Raw genomic sequence first — 15195 nt, forward strand, 5'->3', positions numbered from 1 at the left:
CCGCGACGGAGTCAGGTGCGCGCGGCGTACCGGTGCTCGGGACGCCCGGTCGACCCGTAGCGCAACCGCACCTCGACGATGGTCCGTGCGGCGAGAGCCGCGAGGTGCCGTTGCGCCGTGGCCCGGGAGATGCCGACCCGCTCGGCGACCTCCGCGGCGGAGGCCTCGCCGTCGCCGAGCGCCGCGAGCACGCGCTGCTCGGTGGCCGAGCGCGACAGGGAGACCGGCTCGCCGCCGCCGTGCAGGATCGTCAGCGCGCGGTCTACGTCTTCCTGCGTGACGGGCCGATCACCCGCGAGCAGGTTGCGGTAGCGGGTGTACCGGTCGAGGAGTCCCGTGAGAGCGCGTCGGTCGAAGGGCTTCACGAGGTAGCCCACGGCGCCGGCGCGCAGTGCGCGGCGCACGGTGGGCGCGTCGTCCGCGGCGGAGATGAGGATCGCGTCGACCCCGAGCTCGCGGACGAGTCCGATGCCGTCCCCGTCGGGGAGGTAGACGTCGGCGAGCAGGAGGTCGGGGCGTGTCGAGCGCACGAGGTCGCGCGCCTCGGCGCAGGACCGCGCTGTCCCGGTCACGGCGTATCCGGGCTGATCGTCCACGATCGTCCGGTGCAGGTCGGCCACCCGGAAGTCGTCGTCGAGGATGAGCGCGCGCAGCGGATCGGTCATGGGTTCTCCTTCGGGACACGCGGGGCGGGGTCGACGGCATCCCCGAGCCGGGCGGCGAACACCGCGCCGTTGCCGGGACTGCCGGGGTCGATGATCCAGAGGTCGCCTCCGCTCCGGCGGGCGATCTCCGTCGCGAGCGGCAGACCGATGCCGTGCCCGTGCACGGCGTCCTCGCTTCCGTCCTCGACGGCGCTCGTCCGTGGGTCGGGCTCGCGCAGACCGTCGCCGGAGTCGGCGACGGTGACGACGAGCGCGTCACCGTCGCTCAGCACGGAGACGTCCACCCACCGCGGCTCCCGCGTGCCTGCGACGGCGGCCACGACCGCGTTGTCGACGAGGTTGCCCAGCACGCTCGCCACGTCCTCGGCCCGGCGGACGGTGCCGATCAGGTGAGTCTCGTCCCCGATCCGCAGGGCGACGCCCCGTTCGGCGGCCTCGACGCCCTTGGCTCCGAGGAAGGCGTGCAGGAACGGGTCGCCCACGAGGTCGAGTCCGGCGACGGGGAACGCCACCGGACCGCGACTCACCAGCTCGCCGAGGAATGCCCTGGCGTCGTCGACGCGACCGGCGTCGAGGAGGCCCGCGGCCACATGAAGGCGGTTCGCGAACTCGTGGCGCTGGACACGCAGCGCGGAGGTCATCGTCCGGACGGCCTCCAGCCGCTCGGTCAGGGCGATGAGGTCGGTGCGGTCGCGCACGATCAGCACATCGCCGAGCGCGCGCCCGTCGCGTCGCACCGCGCGCGATTCGAGGTACAGCATCCGGTCGCCCACGACGGCCTCCGCACGGTCGCGAGCCCCGATGGCGGTGTCACGCACGATCGGGGGGAGCGTGTCCACGGTGTGGCCGACCGGATCGTGGAGCCCGAGGAGCCGGTCCGCCGCCGCATTGCTCACGCGCACGACACCGTCCTGATCGACGGCGAGCACGCCGTCGCCGACGCCGTCGAGCACCGCCGTCTGATTCTGCACGAGGGCGACCAGCTCCTCGGGCTGCACGCCGATGGTCAACCGTTCCCAGCGGCGGCGCAGGAGCAGGAAGGTCAGGAGGGCGAGGGTGAGCGCGCCGGCGGCGGTGAGACCGAGAGCGGTGAGGAGGGGCGGCAGGTCGTCGAACACACCCGCGCGCTCGAACCCGACGCTGATCTCGCCGACCGGTGTGCCGGAGTCGTCGCGCACCGGCACCTTCGCGCGGGCGGACTCGCCGAGCGTACCGGTCTGCCAGTCGACCACCTCGTGGCCCGCCAGCACCTCGGCGAAGGGGGTGCTCACCACCTCGCCGATCCGCGACGGCAGGGGATGGGCGAGGCGGATGCCCTGGTCGTCGGTGATGACGACGAACAGGGCTCCGGTGCGCGCCGTGACGGCGGCGGCGATCTGCTGCAGCTCCCCGTCGCGCAGCGCCTCCGCATCCGGCTCGTCGTCCGACGCGGAGATGGCGGCGACCGCCGCCCGCACCTGCGCGTCCTCCGCCAGGGTCCTCGCGATGCCGAGCGCGGTCGACTCCGCCTCGGCGCGCAGCTGCTGGACCGCGAGGGCGAGGTACACGCCCGTGCACAGCGCGACGACGAGGGCGACGGCGGCGAGGTGCAGCAGCAGCGCGCGGGTCGCGAACCGGACCCGTCTCCGCGGGGACATCGACACCTCCTCGACGCGCAATATGCGCAGAAGTCACGGTACGCGCACAAGGCCCGGGAATGCGGCATACCGCGCTCCGCGTCCCCGGATTCCCTAGCCTCGTCAGGATCCGTCAGCGATGACGGAGCGACGACGAAGGAGTCACGCATGTTCCACGCATCGACCGCGCTGATCGCTGCTGCCGAGGAGGAAGCCCCCACCTACGACGTGGCCTTCGTACCGCCGGAGGGCGTGCTCGTCATCCTCGGCTTCACGATGGTCCTCGTGTTCATGACGCTGATCATGACCAAACGCCTCACCCCCATGGTGGCCCTGATCCTGGTGCCGACCGCCTTCGGGCTCTTCGCGGGAGCGGGGCTCGGGCTCGGCGACATGATCCTCGACTCGATCGGCACCATGGCGCCCACGGCGGCGCTGCTGATGTTCGCGATCATGTTCTTCGGCATCATGATCGACGTCGGACTCTTCGACCCCCTCATCCGGCTGATCACGCGGGTGCTCGGCGACGACCCCGCGAAGGTGGTGCTCGGGACGGCGATCCTCGCCGGCGCGGTCTCCCTCGACGGCGACGGCTCGACGACGTTCATCATCACGACCTCCGCGATGCTGCCCATCTACCTGCGCCTCGGCATGAGCCCCGTCGTCCTCACCTGCGTCGCCGGTCTCATGAACGGCACGCTCAACATCGTCCCGTGGGGCGGCCCGACCGTGCGCGCCGCGACCGCGCTCGGTGTGCAGCCGACGGAGATCTTCGTTCCGATGCTCCCCGCTCTGGGCGCAGGCATCGTCGTGGCGCTCGGGTTCGCCTGGCTCCTCGGCCTGGGGGAGCGGCGCCGCCTGGGACGGATCGACGCGGACGGCCGGCTCACCGGAGCCGACGGCGGCGTCCTCTCCTCGGTGCCCCGGATCTTCCGCGGCGCCGAGCTCAAGCCGGGCGCTCGTGCCTCGCTGCGCACCGGCAACCTCGTCGTCGTCGCCGGCGGACACGCCCCGGTCGCCGCCGGGAGCGTCGACCCCGCAGACACGGCGATGGCCGACACCATGCTGGACCCCGCCCGGCCGACCCTGCGCCCGCGGCTGATCTGGTTCAACCTGCTGCTGACCGTCGCCGTCATGGTGCTCCTGGTGATCGACATCCTGCCGCTGCCCTACGTGTTCATGGTCGGCGCGGGAATCGCCCTCGTCGTCAACTTCCGCGGCATCAAGGAGCAGGCGGCCGAGATCGTCGCGCACGCCCCAAGCATCGTCGGCGTCGTGTCGATGGTCATCGCGGCCGGCGTCCTCGTGGGGGTCCTCTCCGGCACCGGCATGGTCGACGCCATGGCGAACTGGATCACGAACGTGCTGCCGCCCGCGCTCGGACCCTTCCTCGCTCCGATCACGGGCGTGCTGTCCATCCCGTTCACGTTCTTCATGTCGAACGACGCCTTCTACTTCGGGATCCTCCCGGTGCTCGCCCAGAGCGCGGCGAGCTTCGGCATCGATCCGGTCGAGATGGCCAGGGCCTCGATCACCGGGCAGCCGGTGCATCTGCAGAGCCCGCTCGTGCCCGCGATCCTGCTGCTCGTCTCCCTCGCCGGGGTGAACCTCGGAGACCACCATCGCAAGGTGCTGTGGCGCGCGGTCATCGTGTCGCTCGTGATGCTGGGGATCGGGATCCTGGTGGGCGCCGTCCCGTTCTTCGTCGCGCAGTGACCCCGCCCCGGTGCCGCGCTAGGCTCGCCCCGTGATCACACTCCTGTACCGCGGCCTGATGTATCTCGTGTCGGCCGGCCTCGGTCTGCTGGCGGCGGACCTGCTCCTCGACGGTTTCCAGATCCAGTGGGACCAGTGGTGGGGGTTCGTCGTGTGCATCGTGGTGTTCGCCGTGCTGCAGAGCGTCCTCTCGCCGTGGGTGAGCAGGCTCGCCGATCGCTACGCGCCCGTGCTCATGGGCGGCATCGGGATCTTCTCCACGCTCATCGCCCTCATGGTCGTCGTGCTCCTGCCCATCGGGGGCCTGCGCATCGTCGACCTGACCGGGTGGCTGCTGGGCGCCGTCATCGTCTGGCTGGTGACGGCGCTCGGCAGCGTGCTGCTTCCGCTCGTCTTCCTGCGTCGTCGGATGGAGGGCCGCAGCGAGCACCGCTCGGGTCGCCGGGCGGCGCGTCAGATGGAGTAGTCCGGGGCGGTCAGCAGGGCTCTGGTGTCCTCGCCGGCGGTCCGCTGGCGCGGCTTCGCCGGCACCCCCACGAGCACGCTGTCGGCGGGCGCGTCCTTCGTGACCACGGCGTTGGCGCCCACCACCGAGCGGGCGCCGACCGTGACGGGGCCGAGGATCTTCGCTCCCGCGCCCACGGCGACGCCGTCGCGCAGGGTGGGGTGCCGCTTGCCCACGTCCCGTGTCCGACCGCCGAGGGTCACACCGTGGTACATGAGCACGTCATCGCCGATCTCCGCGGTCTCGCCGATCACGACGCCCATGCCGTGGTCGATGAAGAAGCGCCGTCCGATCCGGGCTCCCGGGTGGATCTCGACGCCGGTCAGCCAGCGGGACACCTGCGACCCGGCACGGGCGAGGAGGCGGAAGCGTCGCCGCCACAGCGCGTGGGAGACGCGGTGCGCCCAGACAGCATGCAGGCCGGGGTAGAGCAGAGCCACCTCGATCGCGCTGCGCGCGGCCGGATCGCGAAGGCGCGCGGCGGCGATGTCCTCGCGCATTCGCCCCATCATGCCCATCGACGACCTCAGTCCTCCCGCAGATCCTCGAACAGGGCGGTGGAGAGGTACCGCTCGCCGGTGTCCGGGATGATCACGACGATGGTCTTGCCGGCGTTCTCCGGGCGTGCGGCGACGGTCAGCGCGGCCGAGACGGCGGCACCGGAGGACATGCCGACCAGCAGTCCCTCCTTCGCCGCGAGCTCGCGGGCCACGCGCAGCGAGTCCTCGAACTCCGCGGTGATGATCTCGTCGAGCACCTCACGGTCGAGGATGTCGGGCACGAAGTTCGGGCCGATGCCCTGGATCTTGTGCGGTCCGGGGTGTCCCTCGGTCAGGACGGGGGAGTCCTTGGGCTCGACGGCGATGACCTGGACCTCGGGCTTGGCCGCCTTCAGCGCCTGTCCGGTGCCGGTGACGGTGCCGCCCGTGCCGACGCCGGCGATGAAGATGTCGACCGCGCCGTCGGTGTCCCGGAGGATCTCCTGCGCCGTGGTCTCGCGGTGGATCTGCGGGTTCGCCGCGTTCTCGAACTGGCGGATCCAGACGGCGCCGGGGGTCTCGTCGACGATCCGCTTGACCTCCTCGATGGCCCCCTTCATGCCCTTGGTGGGGTCGGTGAGGACGATCTCCGCGCCGAACGCCTTGAGCAGCACACGGCGCTCCTTCGACATCGAGGCGGGCATGGTGAGGATGACGCGGTAGCCGCGCGCGGCGCCGACCATGGCGAGGGCGATGCCGGTGTTGCCGCTCGTCGACTCCACGATGGTGCCGCCAGGGGAGAGCTCGCCGGCGGCCTCGGCTGCGTTGATCATGGCGATGCCGATGCGGTCCTTCACGCTCGACGCCGGGTTGTAGTACTCGAGCTTCGCGAGCACGGTGGCGCCGAGACCCTCGGTCACGCGGTTGAGGCGGACGAGCGGGGTGTTCCCGAAAGCGGTGGTGATGTCGGGGTGGATGCCGGACATGGGGGAGCCTTCCTGTGCGGGTGCGCTGCCGCTCCAGCCTAGGCGAGCGTGATGGGGCGCGGGGCATTGTGACGGCTGCGCACTCTACGCTGGAGCCATGCCCGACCTCTCTCTCGCCGCGGCCGTGCGCGCCGCCGCGCAGCGTCTCGCAGACGCCGGCGTGCCCGACCCCCTCGTCGACGCGGAGCTGCTCGCCGGGCACGTCCGTGGACAGCGTCGGGGAGAGGTGCAGGCAGCGGTGATCCGCGGTGACCGACTCGACGAGGAGGATGCGACCGTGCTGGACGCCCTCGTCGCCCGGCGAGCGGGCCGCGAGCCCCTGCAGCATCTCACCGGCACCGCGCCGTTCCGGCACCTGGAGCTCGCCGTCGGCCCCGGCGTCTTCGTCCCGCGTCCCGAGACGGAGACGGTGGTGCAGTACGCGATCGACGCTCTCCTGGGCTCGGGGGAGCCGTCGCCGATCGGGGTCGACCTCGGCACGGGCAGTGGCGCGATCGCGCTCGCGATGGCCACGGAGGTGCCGCACGCCCGGGTGTACGCCGCTGAGCTCTCTCCGGAGGCGCACGCCTGGGCGCGACGCAACGTCGAGGGCGTCGAGAACCTCACCCTCGTGCTGTCCGATCTCGCAGACGCGTTCCCCGAGCTCGACGGCACCGCGAGCGTCGTCATCTCCAACCCGCCGTACGTGCCGGCGCAGGCGATCCCCCGCGACCCGGAGGTGCGCCTGTTCGACCCGGCACTGGCGCTCTACGGCGGAGAGGACGGCCTCGACGTCGTCCGGGTGCTCAGCACCAGAGCTCTCCGCCTGCTGCGATCCGGCGGAACCCTTGTGATCGAGCACGGAGAGCTGCAGGGCGCTCCGATCCGCGAGCTGCTCGCGGCGGACGGCTGGCGGGCCGCGGCCACCCATCGCGACCTGACGCTGCGCGATCGCACCACCACCGCCGTGCGTCCCTGATCAGCAGACGTCGAGCTCGTCCCGAACCCGCCCCGCGTAGAATCGAACCGTCATGTCCCCCATCTTCGACTGCAGCGACGAGGCGCAGCTGCTCGCTGGGATGCGCAACGCGCGTCAGGCGATCGGCCGCGGCGACCTCATCGTCATCCCCACCGACACCGTCTACGGCGTCGCCGCCGACGCCTTCTCGCCGCCCGCGGTGCAGCGCCTCCTGGATGCCAAGGGGCGCGGCCGCAATCAGCCGCCGCCTGTGCTCGTCGGCACGAAGGAGACACTGACGGCCCTCGCGGAGGCTGTTCCGGAGCCGGTCCAGCGCCTGGTCGACGCGTTCTGGCCGGGCGGACTCACGATCGTCCTTCCTGCGCAGCCCTCTCTGGTGTGGGATCTCGGGGAGACCCAGGGCACGGTCGCCGTCCGCATGCCCGAGGGGCGCGTGGTTCTCGAACTGCTGGCCGAGACCGGGCCGCTCGCGGTGTCCAGCGCCAACCTCACCGGCAAGGCGGCGGCGATCTCCGCGCTCGACGCGGAGAAGATGCTGGGCGACAGCGTCGCGGTGTACCTGGACGACGGCATGAGCAGGAACGGCGTCGCCTCCACGATCGTCGACGCGACCTCTCTCGTGCGCCGCGGCCCCGATGCCGAGGAGGGCGTCGTCCGGATCCTGCGGGACGGCGTCGTGACCAGGGAGCAGCTGCGCGAGGTACTGGGCGATCTGCTGGAGCCGGAGCCGCAGGACGGGGATTCGTGAAGCAGTACCTCTTCACGATCATCGTCACCGCCGCGATCACCTTCGTGCTGACGTGGGCGGTGTGGCGGTTGAGCCTGCGCTTCAAGCTGTATCCCGGCATCCGCGAGCGGGATGTGCACACCACGCCGACGCCCCGCCTCGGCGGCGTCGCGATCTTCCTCGGCATCGTCGCCGCCTTCGCGGTATCGGCGGCCAACCCCTTCTTCCAGAGCATCTGGACGCCCCCGCAGACCATGTGGTCCATCCTCGCCGCCGCACTCCTCATCGCCGTGATCGGGGTGATGGACGATCTCTGGGACATCGACTGGATGATCAAGCTCGGCGCGCAGTTCCTCGCCGCGGGCATCATCACGGTCGGCGGCGGTCTGCAGATCCTCTCCCTGCCGTTCGGCGACCTCATCGTGGTGTCGAGCTGGCTGAGCATCACGATCACGATGTTCGCGATCGTGATCGTCATGAACGCCGTGAACTTCATCGACGGGCTGGACGGCCTCGTCGCCGGTGTCTGCCTGATCTCCAACGGGGTCTTCTTCGCCTATTCGTACATCTTCACGCGCGACTCCGGTGCGTCGAGCTACTTCAACCTCTCCACCTTCCTCGCGGCGGTCCTCATCGGCGCGTGCCTCGGCTTCCTGCCGTTGAACTGGAGTCCGGCGAAGCTGTTCATGGGCGACTCGGGGGCACTCGTGATCGGTCTGCTCATGGCGACCTCGGCCATCGCGATCACCGGGCAGATGGATCCGTCCGCCCTGGACCCGGAGCGCCTCGGGCGCTCGCAGCTCATCGGCGCCTTCCTGCCCATCCTGCTCCCGCTGCTCGTCGTGCTCCTCCCGCTGCTCGACTTCGGGCTCGCCGTGCTGCGTCGGATGAGCGCCGGCCGCTCGCCGTTCTCCCCGGACCGGAAGCACCTGCACCACCGGATGCTCGACCTCGGGCACCGCGACCGCGACGCGGTCCTCATCTTCTACGCCTGGACGGCCGTCATCTCCCTCGCCGTCCTCCTGATGTACGTCGGCGCCCGGGAGGACTGGCCTGGCCAGTACCTTCCCGGCGTCGCCTTCGGGGTCGTCGGCATCGCCGCGTGCCTCGTCATCACCCTGAGCCCCACCCGCCGACGCAAGACCGCCGCGGGCGCTGCGCCCGACCCGATCCCTCTGGAGCCCCGATGAGTCCCAGCCCCGTTTCCAGCACCCCGATCCTGCGTCGCACGCTCGTCTGGTCGGCGGTGGCCACCGTCGTGCTGGCTCTCGTCGCCGGCGGGATCGGCTTCGCGGTCGCGCAGGGGGAGGGGCTCGTGAGCGGCCTTCTCGGCGTGCTCCTGGCCGCCCTGTTCCTCGGCATCACCGGGCTGAGCATCCTGATCGCCAACCGCTGGTACGGTGACCCGCTCTACGTGCAGCTGTTCTTCGCGATCGTGCTGGGCGGCTGGCTTCTGAAGCTCGGGGTCTTCGTCGTCGTGATGATCATGCTCGCCGGACAGCCGTGGATCGAGCCGATGGTGTTCTTCCTGTCGATCGTCGCCGGGGTGCTGATGTCCCTCATCATCGATGTCGTCGTCCTCACCCAGATGCGGCTGCCGAACGTCAGCGACACCACACTGCCCACCGAGGTGCTCGAGGACCGCGCGCCGGGGGCGGCGAACGATCCCTCGGACGGCCCGGCGGACACCGCCCCGCGGTCTTAGGGCACCCTTGGATTCTGATAGTGTTGAGGAGTGCCCGCCGCTCGCCCGCGAGCGCTTGCGCTGTGTAGCACACCGACCATCGTCGCCCCGGTTCTGACCGGTGCCCCGAAGCTGGAGCCCGCGCTGTTTAATCTTGCTGCGACCCTGACCCCCCGACTCGCGTCCTCGGATGGCGAGTTCCACGGCCCTTCGATCGATGAGTTCTTCCCGGAGATCCTCTTCCACGTCGGACCCATCCCGGTCAACCGGATCCACCTGATCCAGTTGCTCTCGGTGATCGCCGTCGTCCTGATCCTCTGGCTCGGCACCCGCCGCATGAAGGTCGTGCCCGGCCGGTTCCAGAGCCTCGTCGAGATGGGCCTCGGCTTCGTCCGCGGCGGCATCGCTCACGACCTGCTGGGCCGCAAGGACGGCGATCGCTTCCTGCCGATCCTCACCACGATCTTCTTCATGGTGCTGTTCATGAACATCACGGGCATCATCCCGTTCCTGAACATGCCGGGAACGGCGATCATCGCGGTTCCGCTCACGCTCGCCGTGGTCAGCTACGTCACGTTCATCTACGCCGGCATCAAGAAGAGCCCGAAGAACTTCTTCAAGAACGCGCTCTTCCCGTCGGGCGTGCCGTGGCCGGTCTACTTCATCGTCACGCCGATCGAGCTCATCTCGACGTTCATCATCCGCCCGGTGACCCTCACCCTGCGACTGCTGATGAACCTCGTCGTCGGCCACATGATCCTGGTCCTCTGCTTCGCAGCGACCCAGTTCTTCTTCTTCACCGCGGGCGGCGGCTGGGCTGCCCTCGGTATCGGAACCCTCGCCTTCGGCGGCGCCTTCACTCTCTTCGAGATCCTGGTCGCCGTCCTGCAGGCCTACGTCTTCACCGTCCTCACCGCGGTCTACATCCAGCTCGCGGTCGCAGAAGAGCACTGAGCGGGCGGGCAACAGCCCACCCACCCAACGAAAGGAAAAACCCGTGGACGCAACTACGGTTCTCGCTGAAATCAACGGCCACCTCGCGGCGGTCGGCTACGGCCTCGCGGCCATCGGCCCGGCCATCGGTGTGGGCATCGTGGTCGGCAAGACCATCGAGGGCGTCGCCCGTCAGCCCGAGCTGGCCGGTCGCCTGCAGGTCCTCATGTGGATCGGTATCGCCTTCACCGAGGCGCTTGCGTTCGTCGGCATCGCCGTCGGATTCATCCCCTTCCCGTAATCCCCACCGACTTCTGAAGGAGACAGGATGCTGAACGCTCTTGTCACGAACCTCGCGGCAGAGGGTGAGGCGGCGAACAACCCGCTGATCCCCGCGTGGTACGACATCATCTGGTCGGGCTTCTGGTTCCTCATCATCCTCGCCGTCGTGTGGAAGGTCGCCCTTCCCCGTCTCACGAAGATGCTCGACGAGCGGTCCGCCGCCATCGAGGGCAACATCGCCAAGGCCGATGAGGCGCAGAAGCAGGCGGAAGCGGCTCTCGAGGAGTACACCCGGCAGCTCGCCGAGGCACGCACCGAGGCCGGTGAGATCCGTGAGGCCGCCCGTGAGGACGGCAAGAAGATCATCGCCGAGGCGAAGGAGACCGCAGCCAGTGAGGCCGCGCGTCTGACCGCCACCGCGCACACGCAGATCGAGGCCGAGCGCCAGACGGCTCTCGTCTCCCTGCGCAGCGAGGTCGGCTCGCTCGCTCTCGACCTCGCCGGCGGCGTGGTCGGCGAGACGCTCTCCGACGACGCTCGCGCGGCCGCCGTGGTCGACCGCTTCCTCGCCGATCTCGAAGCATCCGAGAAGGCGGCTCAGTAATGGGCAGCGCGACCGCTCAGGCACTCGCGGCATCCACTCAGACGCTTGCCGCAGCGAAGGACGTCACCCTCGAGACCGCGCGCGAGCTGTTCGCGGCCGCGCGGGCCGTGGGCGAATCGTCTCAGCTGAGCGGCGCGCTGGCTGACCCCTCGGCTCCGACCTCGGCCCGGCAGAACGTCGTGTCCGCGGTGTTCGGGCAGTACGGCTCCGCTGCGCAGGACGTCCTGCGCACCGCGGTCGCCGAACGCTGGTCGAACGCGTCGGAGCTGATCGACGGTCTCGAGGAGCTCGCGATCCGGGCGGCGACCGTCGCCGAGCCCGGCGCGGACATCGAGGGAGAGCTCTTCGGCTTCTCGCGGGTGATCGCGGCGAACCCGGAGCTCGAGCTCGCTCTCGGCAGCCGGCTCGGGGGAGAGGACGCGAAGGCCGCCCTGGTCGAGCGCCTCCTCGGCGATGCCTCTGCCAGCGCTCCGACGGCCCTCATCGTCACGTCCCTCGTGCGTCAGCCGCGCGAGCGTCGGGTGCGGCAGCTGCTGAGCCGGGCGATGCGCATCGTCTCGAGCCAGCGCGGCCGCCTCGTGGCCACGGTGCACACGGCGACCGAGCTCAGCGACGCCCAGCGCACGCGACTCGGCCAGACGCTCTCGCAGCGATACGGCGGCCAGGTGTCCCTCAACGTCGTCATCGACCCCAGCGTCGTCGGAGGCCTGCGTGTGCAGATCGCCGATGACGTCATCGACGGCAGCATCTCCGCACGACTCGCCGACCTTCGCCAGAAGCTCGCGGGCTAACACGACTTCGCGCGGGGAACCGCGCACCCAGATACAAAGGGAAGACAATGGCAGAACTATCGATCAGCCCCGACGTCATCCGTGACGCGCTGAAGGATTTCGCCGCCGGGTACGAGCCCACCGGGGCCGCGGCGACCGAGGTCGGCACCGTCATCGACGCCGCCGACGGCATCGCTCACGTCGAGGGACTTCCCGGCGTCATGGCGAACGAGCTCGTGACCTTCGCCGACGGCACCAAGGGTCTCGCGCTGAACCTCGACGAGCACGAGATCGGCGTCGTCGTCCTCGGCGACTTCACCGGCATCGAGGCCGGTCAGGAAGTCACCCGCACGGGTGAGGTCCTCTCCGTCCCGGTCGGTGACGGCTACCTCGGCCGTGTCGTCGACCCGCTCGGCAACCCGATCGACGGCCTCGGCGCGATCGCGACCGAGGGTGTCCGCGAGCTCGAGCTCCAGGCCCCCGGCGTCATGCAGCGCAAGTCGGTCCACGAGCCCATGCAGACCGGCATCAAGGCCATCGACGCGATGATCCCGGTCGGTCGCGGCCAGCGCCAGCTCATCATCGGCGACCGCCAGACCGGCAAGACCGCCATCGCGATCGACACGATCATCAACCAGAAGGCCAACTGGGAGTCCGGCGACGTCAACAAGCAGGTCCGCTGCATCTACGTCGCCATCGGTCAGAAGGGCTCGACCATCGCTTCGGTGAAGGGCGCGCTCGAAGAGGCCGGCGCTCTGGAGTACACCACCATCGTGGCGGCTCCGGCGTCCGACCCCGCCGGCTTCAAGTACCTCGCTCCGTACACCGGATCGGCGATCGGCCAGCACTGGATGTACGGCGGCAAGCACGTCCTGATCATCTTCGACGACCTGTCGAAGCAGGCCGAGGCCTACCGTGCCGTCTCGCTGCTGCTCCGCCGCCCGCCGGGCCGTGAGGCCTACCCGGGTGACGTCTTCTACCTGCACTCGCGTCTGCTCGAGCGGTGCGCGAAGCTGTCCGACGAGCTCGGCGCCGGCTCGATGACGGGTCTCCCCATCATCGAGACCAAGGCGAACGACGTCTCGGCGTACATCCCGACCAACGTGATCTCGATCACCGACGGCCAGATCTTCCTGCAGTCCGACCTCTTCAACGCCAACCAGCGTCCTGCGGTCGACGTGGGCATCTCGGTGTCGCGTGTCGGCGGTGACGCCCAGGTGAAGTCGATCAAGAAGGTCTCCGGAACGTTGAAGCTGGAGCTGGCGCAGTACCGCTCGCTCGAGGCGTTCGCGATGTTCGCGTCGGACCTCGACGCCGCGTCGCGCCGTCAGCTCTCGCGCGGTGCCCGTCTGACCGAGCTGCTCAAGCAGCCGCAGTACTCGCCGTACCCGGTGGAGGAGCAGGTCGTCTCGATCTGGGCCGGCACCAACGGCAAGCTCGACTCGATCGAGGTCGAGGACGTGCTGCGCTTCGAGCGCGAGCTGCTCGACTACCTGCGTCGCAACACCAAGGTGCTCGACACGCTGCGGGAGACGAACGTGCTGGACGACGCGACCGTCGCCGAGCTCGACAAGCAGACCGACAACTTCCTCCTGGAGTTCCAGGGCGGCAAGGGCCACGCCATCGGCGCCCCTGGTCACGAGGAGCACGCTGCGGCCGAGGCCGAGGACGTCAACCAGGAGAAGATCGTCAAGGGTCGTCGCGCGTAATCGCGTGAGGTACTGATTCATGGGCGCTCAACTCAGGGTCTACAAGCAGAAGATCTCTTCTGCTCAGACGACCAAGAAGATCACGAAGGCGATGGAACTCATCGCGGCTTCGCGCATCCAGAAGGCGATGGCACGCGTCAAGGCGTCCACCCCCTTCGCGCGAGCCGTGACGAGGGCCGTGTCCGCCGTCGCGACGCACTCGAACGTCGACCACCCGCTCACCCGCGAGCCCGAGACGATCCGCCGTTCCGCGGTCGTGATCTTCTCGTCGGACCGCGGTCTCGCCGGAGCCTTCAACTCGCAGATCCTCCGTGAGGGTCTCGAGGTGGCGGAGCTCCTGCGCGAGCAGGGCAAGGAGCCGGTGTTCTACCTCGTGGGCCGCAAGGCCGTCGGGTACTTCCAGTTCCGTCGTATCGAGGCCGCTGCAGAGTGGACCGGCGACACCGACACCCCCTCGTTCCACACGGCAGAGGAGATCTCGCAGACGCTTCTCGAGGCCTTCAACCGTGGGGGAGAGGACGGCGGCGTCGACGAGATCCATCTCGTGTACAACCGCTTCGTCAGCATGATGACGCAGTCGCCGGAGTCCGTGCGCCTGCTGCCGCTGGAGATCGCGGAGGCCGACGACTCGGAGGCGGGCAGCACCGTCTACCCGCTGTACGAGTTCGAGCCCGACGCCGAGACGGTGCTCGACGCGATCCTGCCGGTGTACATCCAGAGCCGCGTCTTCAACGCCCTCCTGCAGTCGTCCGCCGCCAAGCAGGCCGCGACGCAGAAGGCGATGAAGTCGGCCAGCGACAACGCCGACAAGCTCATCACCGACTACACCCGCCTGCGCAACAACGCGCGTCAGGCCGAGATCACCCAGCAGATCGCCGAGATCGTCGGTGGCGCCGACGCTCTCGCATCGAGCTGACAGACCCTCAGGAAAGAGACGAAGAAATGACCACCACCGCCACGGCTGAGCAGCCGGCGACCGCGGTCGTCGGGCGCGTCGCCCGCGTCAACGGTCCGGTTGTCGACATCGAGTTCCCGCACGACTCGATCCCCGACATCTACAACGCGCTGAAGACGACGATCACGATCGGCGAGGAGTCCACCGAGATCACGCTCGAGGTCGCGCAGCACCTCGGCGACGACCTGGTCCGCGCCATCGCCCTGAAGCCGACCGACGGCATCGTCCGCGGTCAGGAGGTGCGTGACACCGGTGAGGCCATCTCGGTCCCCGTCGGTGACATCACCAAGGGCAAGGTCTTCAACGTGATCGGCGAGGTCCTCAACGGCGAGCCCGGTGAGACCATCGAGGTCACGGAGCGCTGGCCCATCCACCGCAAGGCCCCGAACTTCGACCAGCTCGAGTCGAAGACCACGATGTTCGAGACGGGCATCAAGTCGATCGACCTCCTCACCCCGTACGTGCAGGGTGGAAAGATCGGTCTCTTCGGTGGTGCCGGTGTCGGCAAGACCGTCCTCATCCAGGAGATGATCCAGCGCGTCGCGCAGGACCACGGTGGTGTGTCGGTGTTCGCCGGTGTCGGTGAGCGCACCCGTGAGGGCAACG

Annotated in this window: 16 protein-coding genes and 1 pseudogene; 13 read left to right on the top strand and 4 right to left on the bottom strand. The window is 69.5% G+C overall.

Annotated elements, in window-relative coordinates:
* Positions 1-11: 11 nt before the first annotated feature.
* Both B2W79_RS10460 and B2W79_RS10465 read right to left on the bottom strand, forming a co-directional pair.
* A complete protein-coding gene (locus B2W79_RS10460; protein WP_292789350.1) occupies positions 12-665 on the bottom strand; it encodes a response regulator in 654 nt (217 codons plus the stop codon).
* On the bottom strand, positions 662-2302 hold the full coding sequence (locus tag B2W79_RS10465; RefSeq protein WP_292789353.1) for a sensor histidine kinase: 1641 nt from the start codon (positions 2300-2302) through the stop codon (positions 662-664). Before B2W79_RS10465 ends, B2W79_RS10460 begins: the two co-directional genes overlap by 4 nt.
* 147 nt (positions 2303-2449) lie before the next feature.
* Here B2W79_RS10465 and B2W79_RS10470 point away from each other — a divergent pair, with 147 nt between their 5' ends.
* On the top strand, positions 2450-3997 hold the full coding sequence (locus B2W79_RS10470; protein ID WP_292789356.1) for a CitMHS family transporter: 1548 nt from the start codon (positions 2450-2452) through the stop codon (positions 3995-3997).
* Between the two features lie 31 nt (positions 3998-4028).
* Positions 4029-4463: a phage holin family protein gene (locus tag B2W79_RS10475; protein ID WP_071328365.1), complete on the top strand. Its 435-nt coding sequence runs from the start codon at positions 4029-4031 to the stop codon at positions 4461-4463.
* Here the strand turns inward: B2W79_RS10475 and epsC are convergent.
* Together epsC and cysK are read right to left on the bottom strand one after the other, a co-directional pair.
* Positions 4451-5020: a serine O-acetyltransferase EpsC gene (epsC, locus tag B2W79_RS10480; protein WP_292789360.1), complete on the bottom strand. Its 570-nt coding sequence runs from the start codon at positions 5018-5020 to the stop codon at positions 4451-4453. The genes B2W79_RS10475 and epsC overlap by 13 nt on opposite strands.
* Positions 5021-5028: 8 nt before the next feature.
* The gene (gene cysK, locus B2W79_RS10485; protein WP_292789363.1) at positions 5029-5967 is read right to left on the bottom strand and encodes a cysteine synthase A; all 939 of its coding nucleotides are present in this window, start codon (positions 5965-5967) and stop codon (positions 5029-5031) included.
* 97 nt (positions 5968-6064) lie between these two features.
* On the opposite strand from cysK, the gene prmC reads away from it, so the two are divergent.
* The 11 genes and pseudogenes from prmC to B2W79_RS10540 all read left to right on the top strand — a co-directional run.
* Positions 6065-6925, top strand: a complete 861-nt coding sequence (gene prmC, locus B2W79_RS10490; protein ID WP_071328368.1) for a peptide chain release factor N(5)-glutamine methyltransferase — start codon at positions 6065-6067, stop codon at positions 6923-6925.
* A 52-nt stretch (positions 6926-6977) separates the two neighbouring features.
* A complete protein-coding gene (locus B2W79_RS10495; RefSeq protein ID WP_292789367.1) occupies positions 6978-7673 on the top strand; it encodes an L-threonylcarbamoyladenylate synthase in 696 nt (231 codons plus the stop codon).
* Positions 7670-8842, top strand: a complete 1173-nt coding sequence (locus B2W79_RS10500; RefSeq protein WP_071328370.1) for an MraY family glycosyltransferase — start codon at positions 7670-7672, stop codon at positions 8840-8842. The genes B2W79_RS10495 and B2W79_RS10500 overlap by 4 nt, the downstream gene beginning before the upstream one ends.
* The gene (locus tag B2W79_RS10505) at positions 8839-9357 is read left to right on the top strand and encodes a hypothetical protein (RefSeq protein WP_292789369.1); all 519 of its coding nucleotides are present in this window, start codon (positions 8839-8841) and stop codon (positions 9355-9357) included. Before B2W79_RS10500 ends, B2W79_RS10505 begins: the two co-directional genes overlap by 4 nt.
* Before the next feature lie 144 nt (positions 9358-9501).
* Positions 9502-10290: a F0F1 ATP synthase subunit A gene (atpB, locus tag B2W79_RS10510; RefSeq protein WP_036292497.1), complete on the top strand. Its 789-nt coding sequence runs from the start codon at positions 9502-9504 to the stop codon at positions 10288-10290.
* A 43-nt stretch (positions 10291-10333) separates the two neighbouring features.
* Positions 10334-10570, top strand: coding sequence for an ATP synthase F0 subunit C (gene atpE / locus B2W79_RS10515; RefSeq protein WP_025103147.1), 237 nt, complete (start codon positions 10334-10336; stop codon positions 10568-10570).
* A 27-nt stretch (positions 10571-10597) separates the two neighbouring features.
* Positions 10598-11155, top strand: coding sequence for a F0F1 ATP synthase subunit B (locus B2W79_RS10520; protein ID WP_025103148.1), 558 nt, complete (start codon positions 10598-10600; stop codon positions 11153-11155).
* Entirely contained in the window at positions 11155-11946 is a 792-nt protein-coding gene (locus B2W79_RS10525; protein WP_071328372.1) for a F0F1 ATP synthase subunit delta, read from the top strand. The genes B2W79_RS10520 and B2W79_RS10525 overlap by 1 nt, the downstream gene beginning before the upstream one ends.
* Before the next feature lie 47 nt (positions 11947-11993).
* Positions 11994-13634, top strand: a complete 1641-nt coding sequence (gene atpA / locus B2W79_RS10530; RefSeq protein WP_292789381.1) for a F0F1 ATP synthase subunit alpha — start codon at positions 11994-11996, stop codon at positions 13632-13634.
* 19 nt (positions 13635-13653) lie between these two features.
* On the top strand, positions 13654-14550 hold the full coding sequence (locus B2W79_RS10535) for a F0F1 ATP synthase subunit gamma (protein ID WP_025103151.1): 897 nt from the start codon (positions 13654-13656) through the stop codon (positions 14548-14550).
* Positions 14551-14576: 26 nt separating this feature from the next.
* A pseudogene (locus tag B2W79_RS10540) lies at positions 14577-15195 on the top strand (F0F1 ATP synthase subunit beta); the annotation flags it as partial.

It is taken from the genome of Microbacterium sp. UBA7513 (genome assembly GCF_002478345.1).
Taxonomy (GTDB): domain Bacteria; phylum Actinomycetota; class Actinomycetes; order Actinomycetales; family Microbacteriaceae; genus Microbacterium.

Excerpts from the sequence above, each read along its gene's own strand:
- atpA (WP_292789381.1), top strand. The coding sequence starts at position 11,994 with ATGGCAGAACTATCGATCAGCCCCGACGTCATCCGTGACGCGCTGAAG.
- prmC (WP_071328368.1), top strand. The coding sequence starts at position 6,065 with ATGCCCGACCTCTCTCTCGCCGCGGCCGTGCGCGCCGCCGCGCAGCGT.
- B2W79_RS10535 (WP_025103151.1), top strand. The coding sequence starts at position 13,654 with ATGGGCGCTCAACTCAGGGTCTACAAGCAGAAGATCTCTTCTGCTCAG.
- cysK (WP_292789363.1), bottom strand. The coding sequence starts at position 5,967 with ATGTCCGGCATCCACCCCGACATCACCACCGCTTTCGGGAACACCCCG.
- B2W79_RS10470 (WP_292789356.1), top strand. The coding sequence starts at position 2,450 with ATGTTCCACGCATCGACCGCGCTGATCGCTGCTGCCGAGGAGGAAGCC.
- epsC (WP_292789360.1), bottom strand. The coding sequence starts at position 5,020 with ATGGGCATGATGGGGCGAATGCGCGAGGACATCGCCGCCGCGCGCCTT.
- B2W79_RS10505 (WP_292789369.1), top strand. The coding sequence starts at position 8,839 with ATGAGTCCCAGCCCCGTTTCCAGCACCCCGATCCTGCGTCGCACGCTC.
- B2W79_RS10495 (WP_292789367.1), top strand. The coding sequence starts at position 6,978 with ATGTCCCCCATCTTCGACTGCAGCGACGAGGCGCAGCTGCTCGCTGGG.
- B2W79_RS10525 (WP_071328372.1), top strand. The coding sequence starts at position 11,155 with ATGGGCAGCGCGACCGCTCAGGCACTCGCGGCATCCACTCAGACGCTT.
- B2W79_RS10460 (WP_292789350.1), bottom strand. The coding sequence starts at position 665 with ATGACCGATCCGCTGCGCGCGCTCATCCTCGACGACGACTTCCGGGTG.
- B2W79_RS10520 (WP_025103148.1), top strand. The coding sequence starts at position 10,598 with ATGCTGAACGCTCTTGTCACGAACCTCGCGGCAGAGGGTGAGGCGGCG.
- B2W79_RS10465 (WP_292789353.1), bottom strand. The coding sequence starts at position 2,302 with ATGTCCCCGCGGAGACGGGTCCGGTTCGCGACCCGCGCGCTGCTGCTG.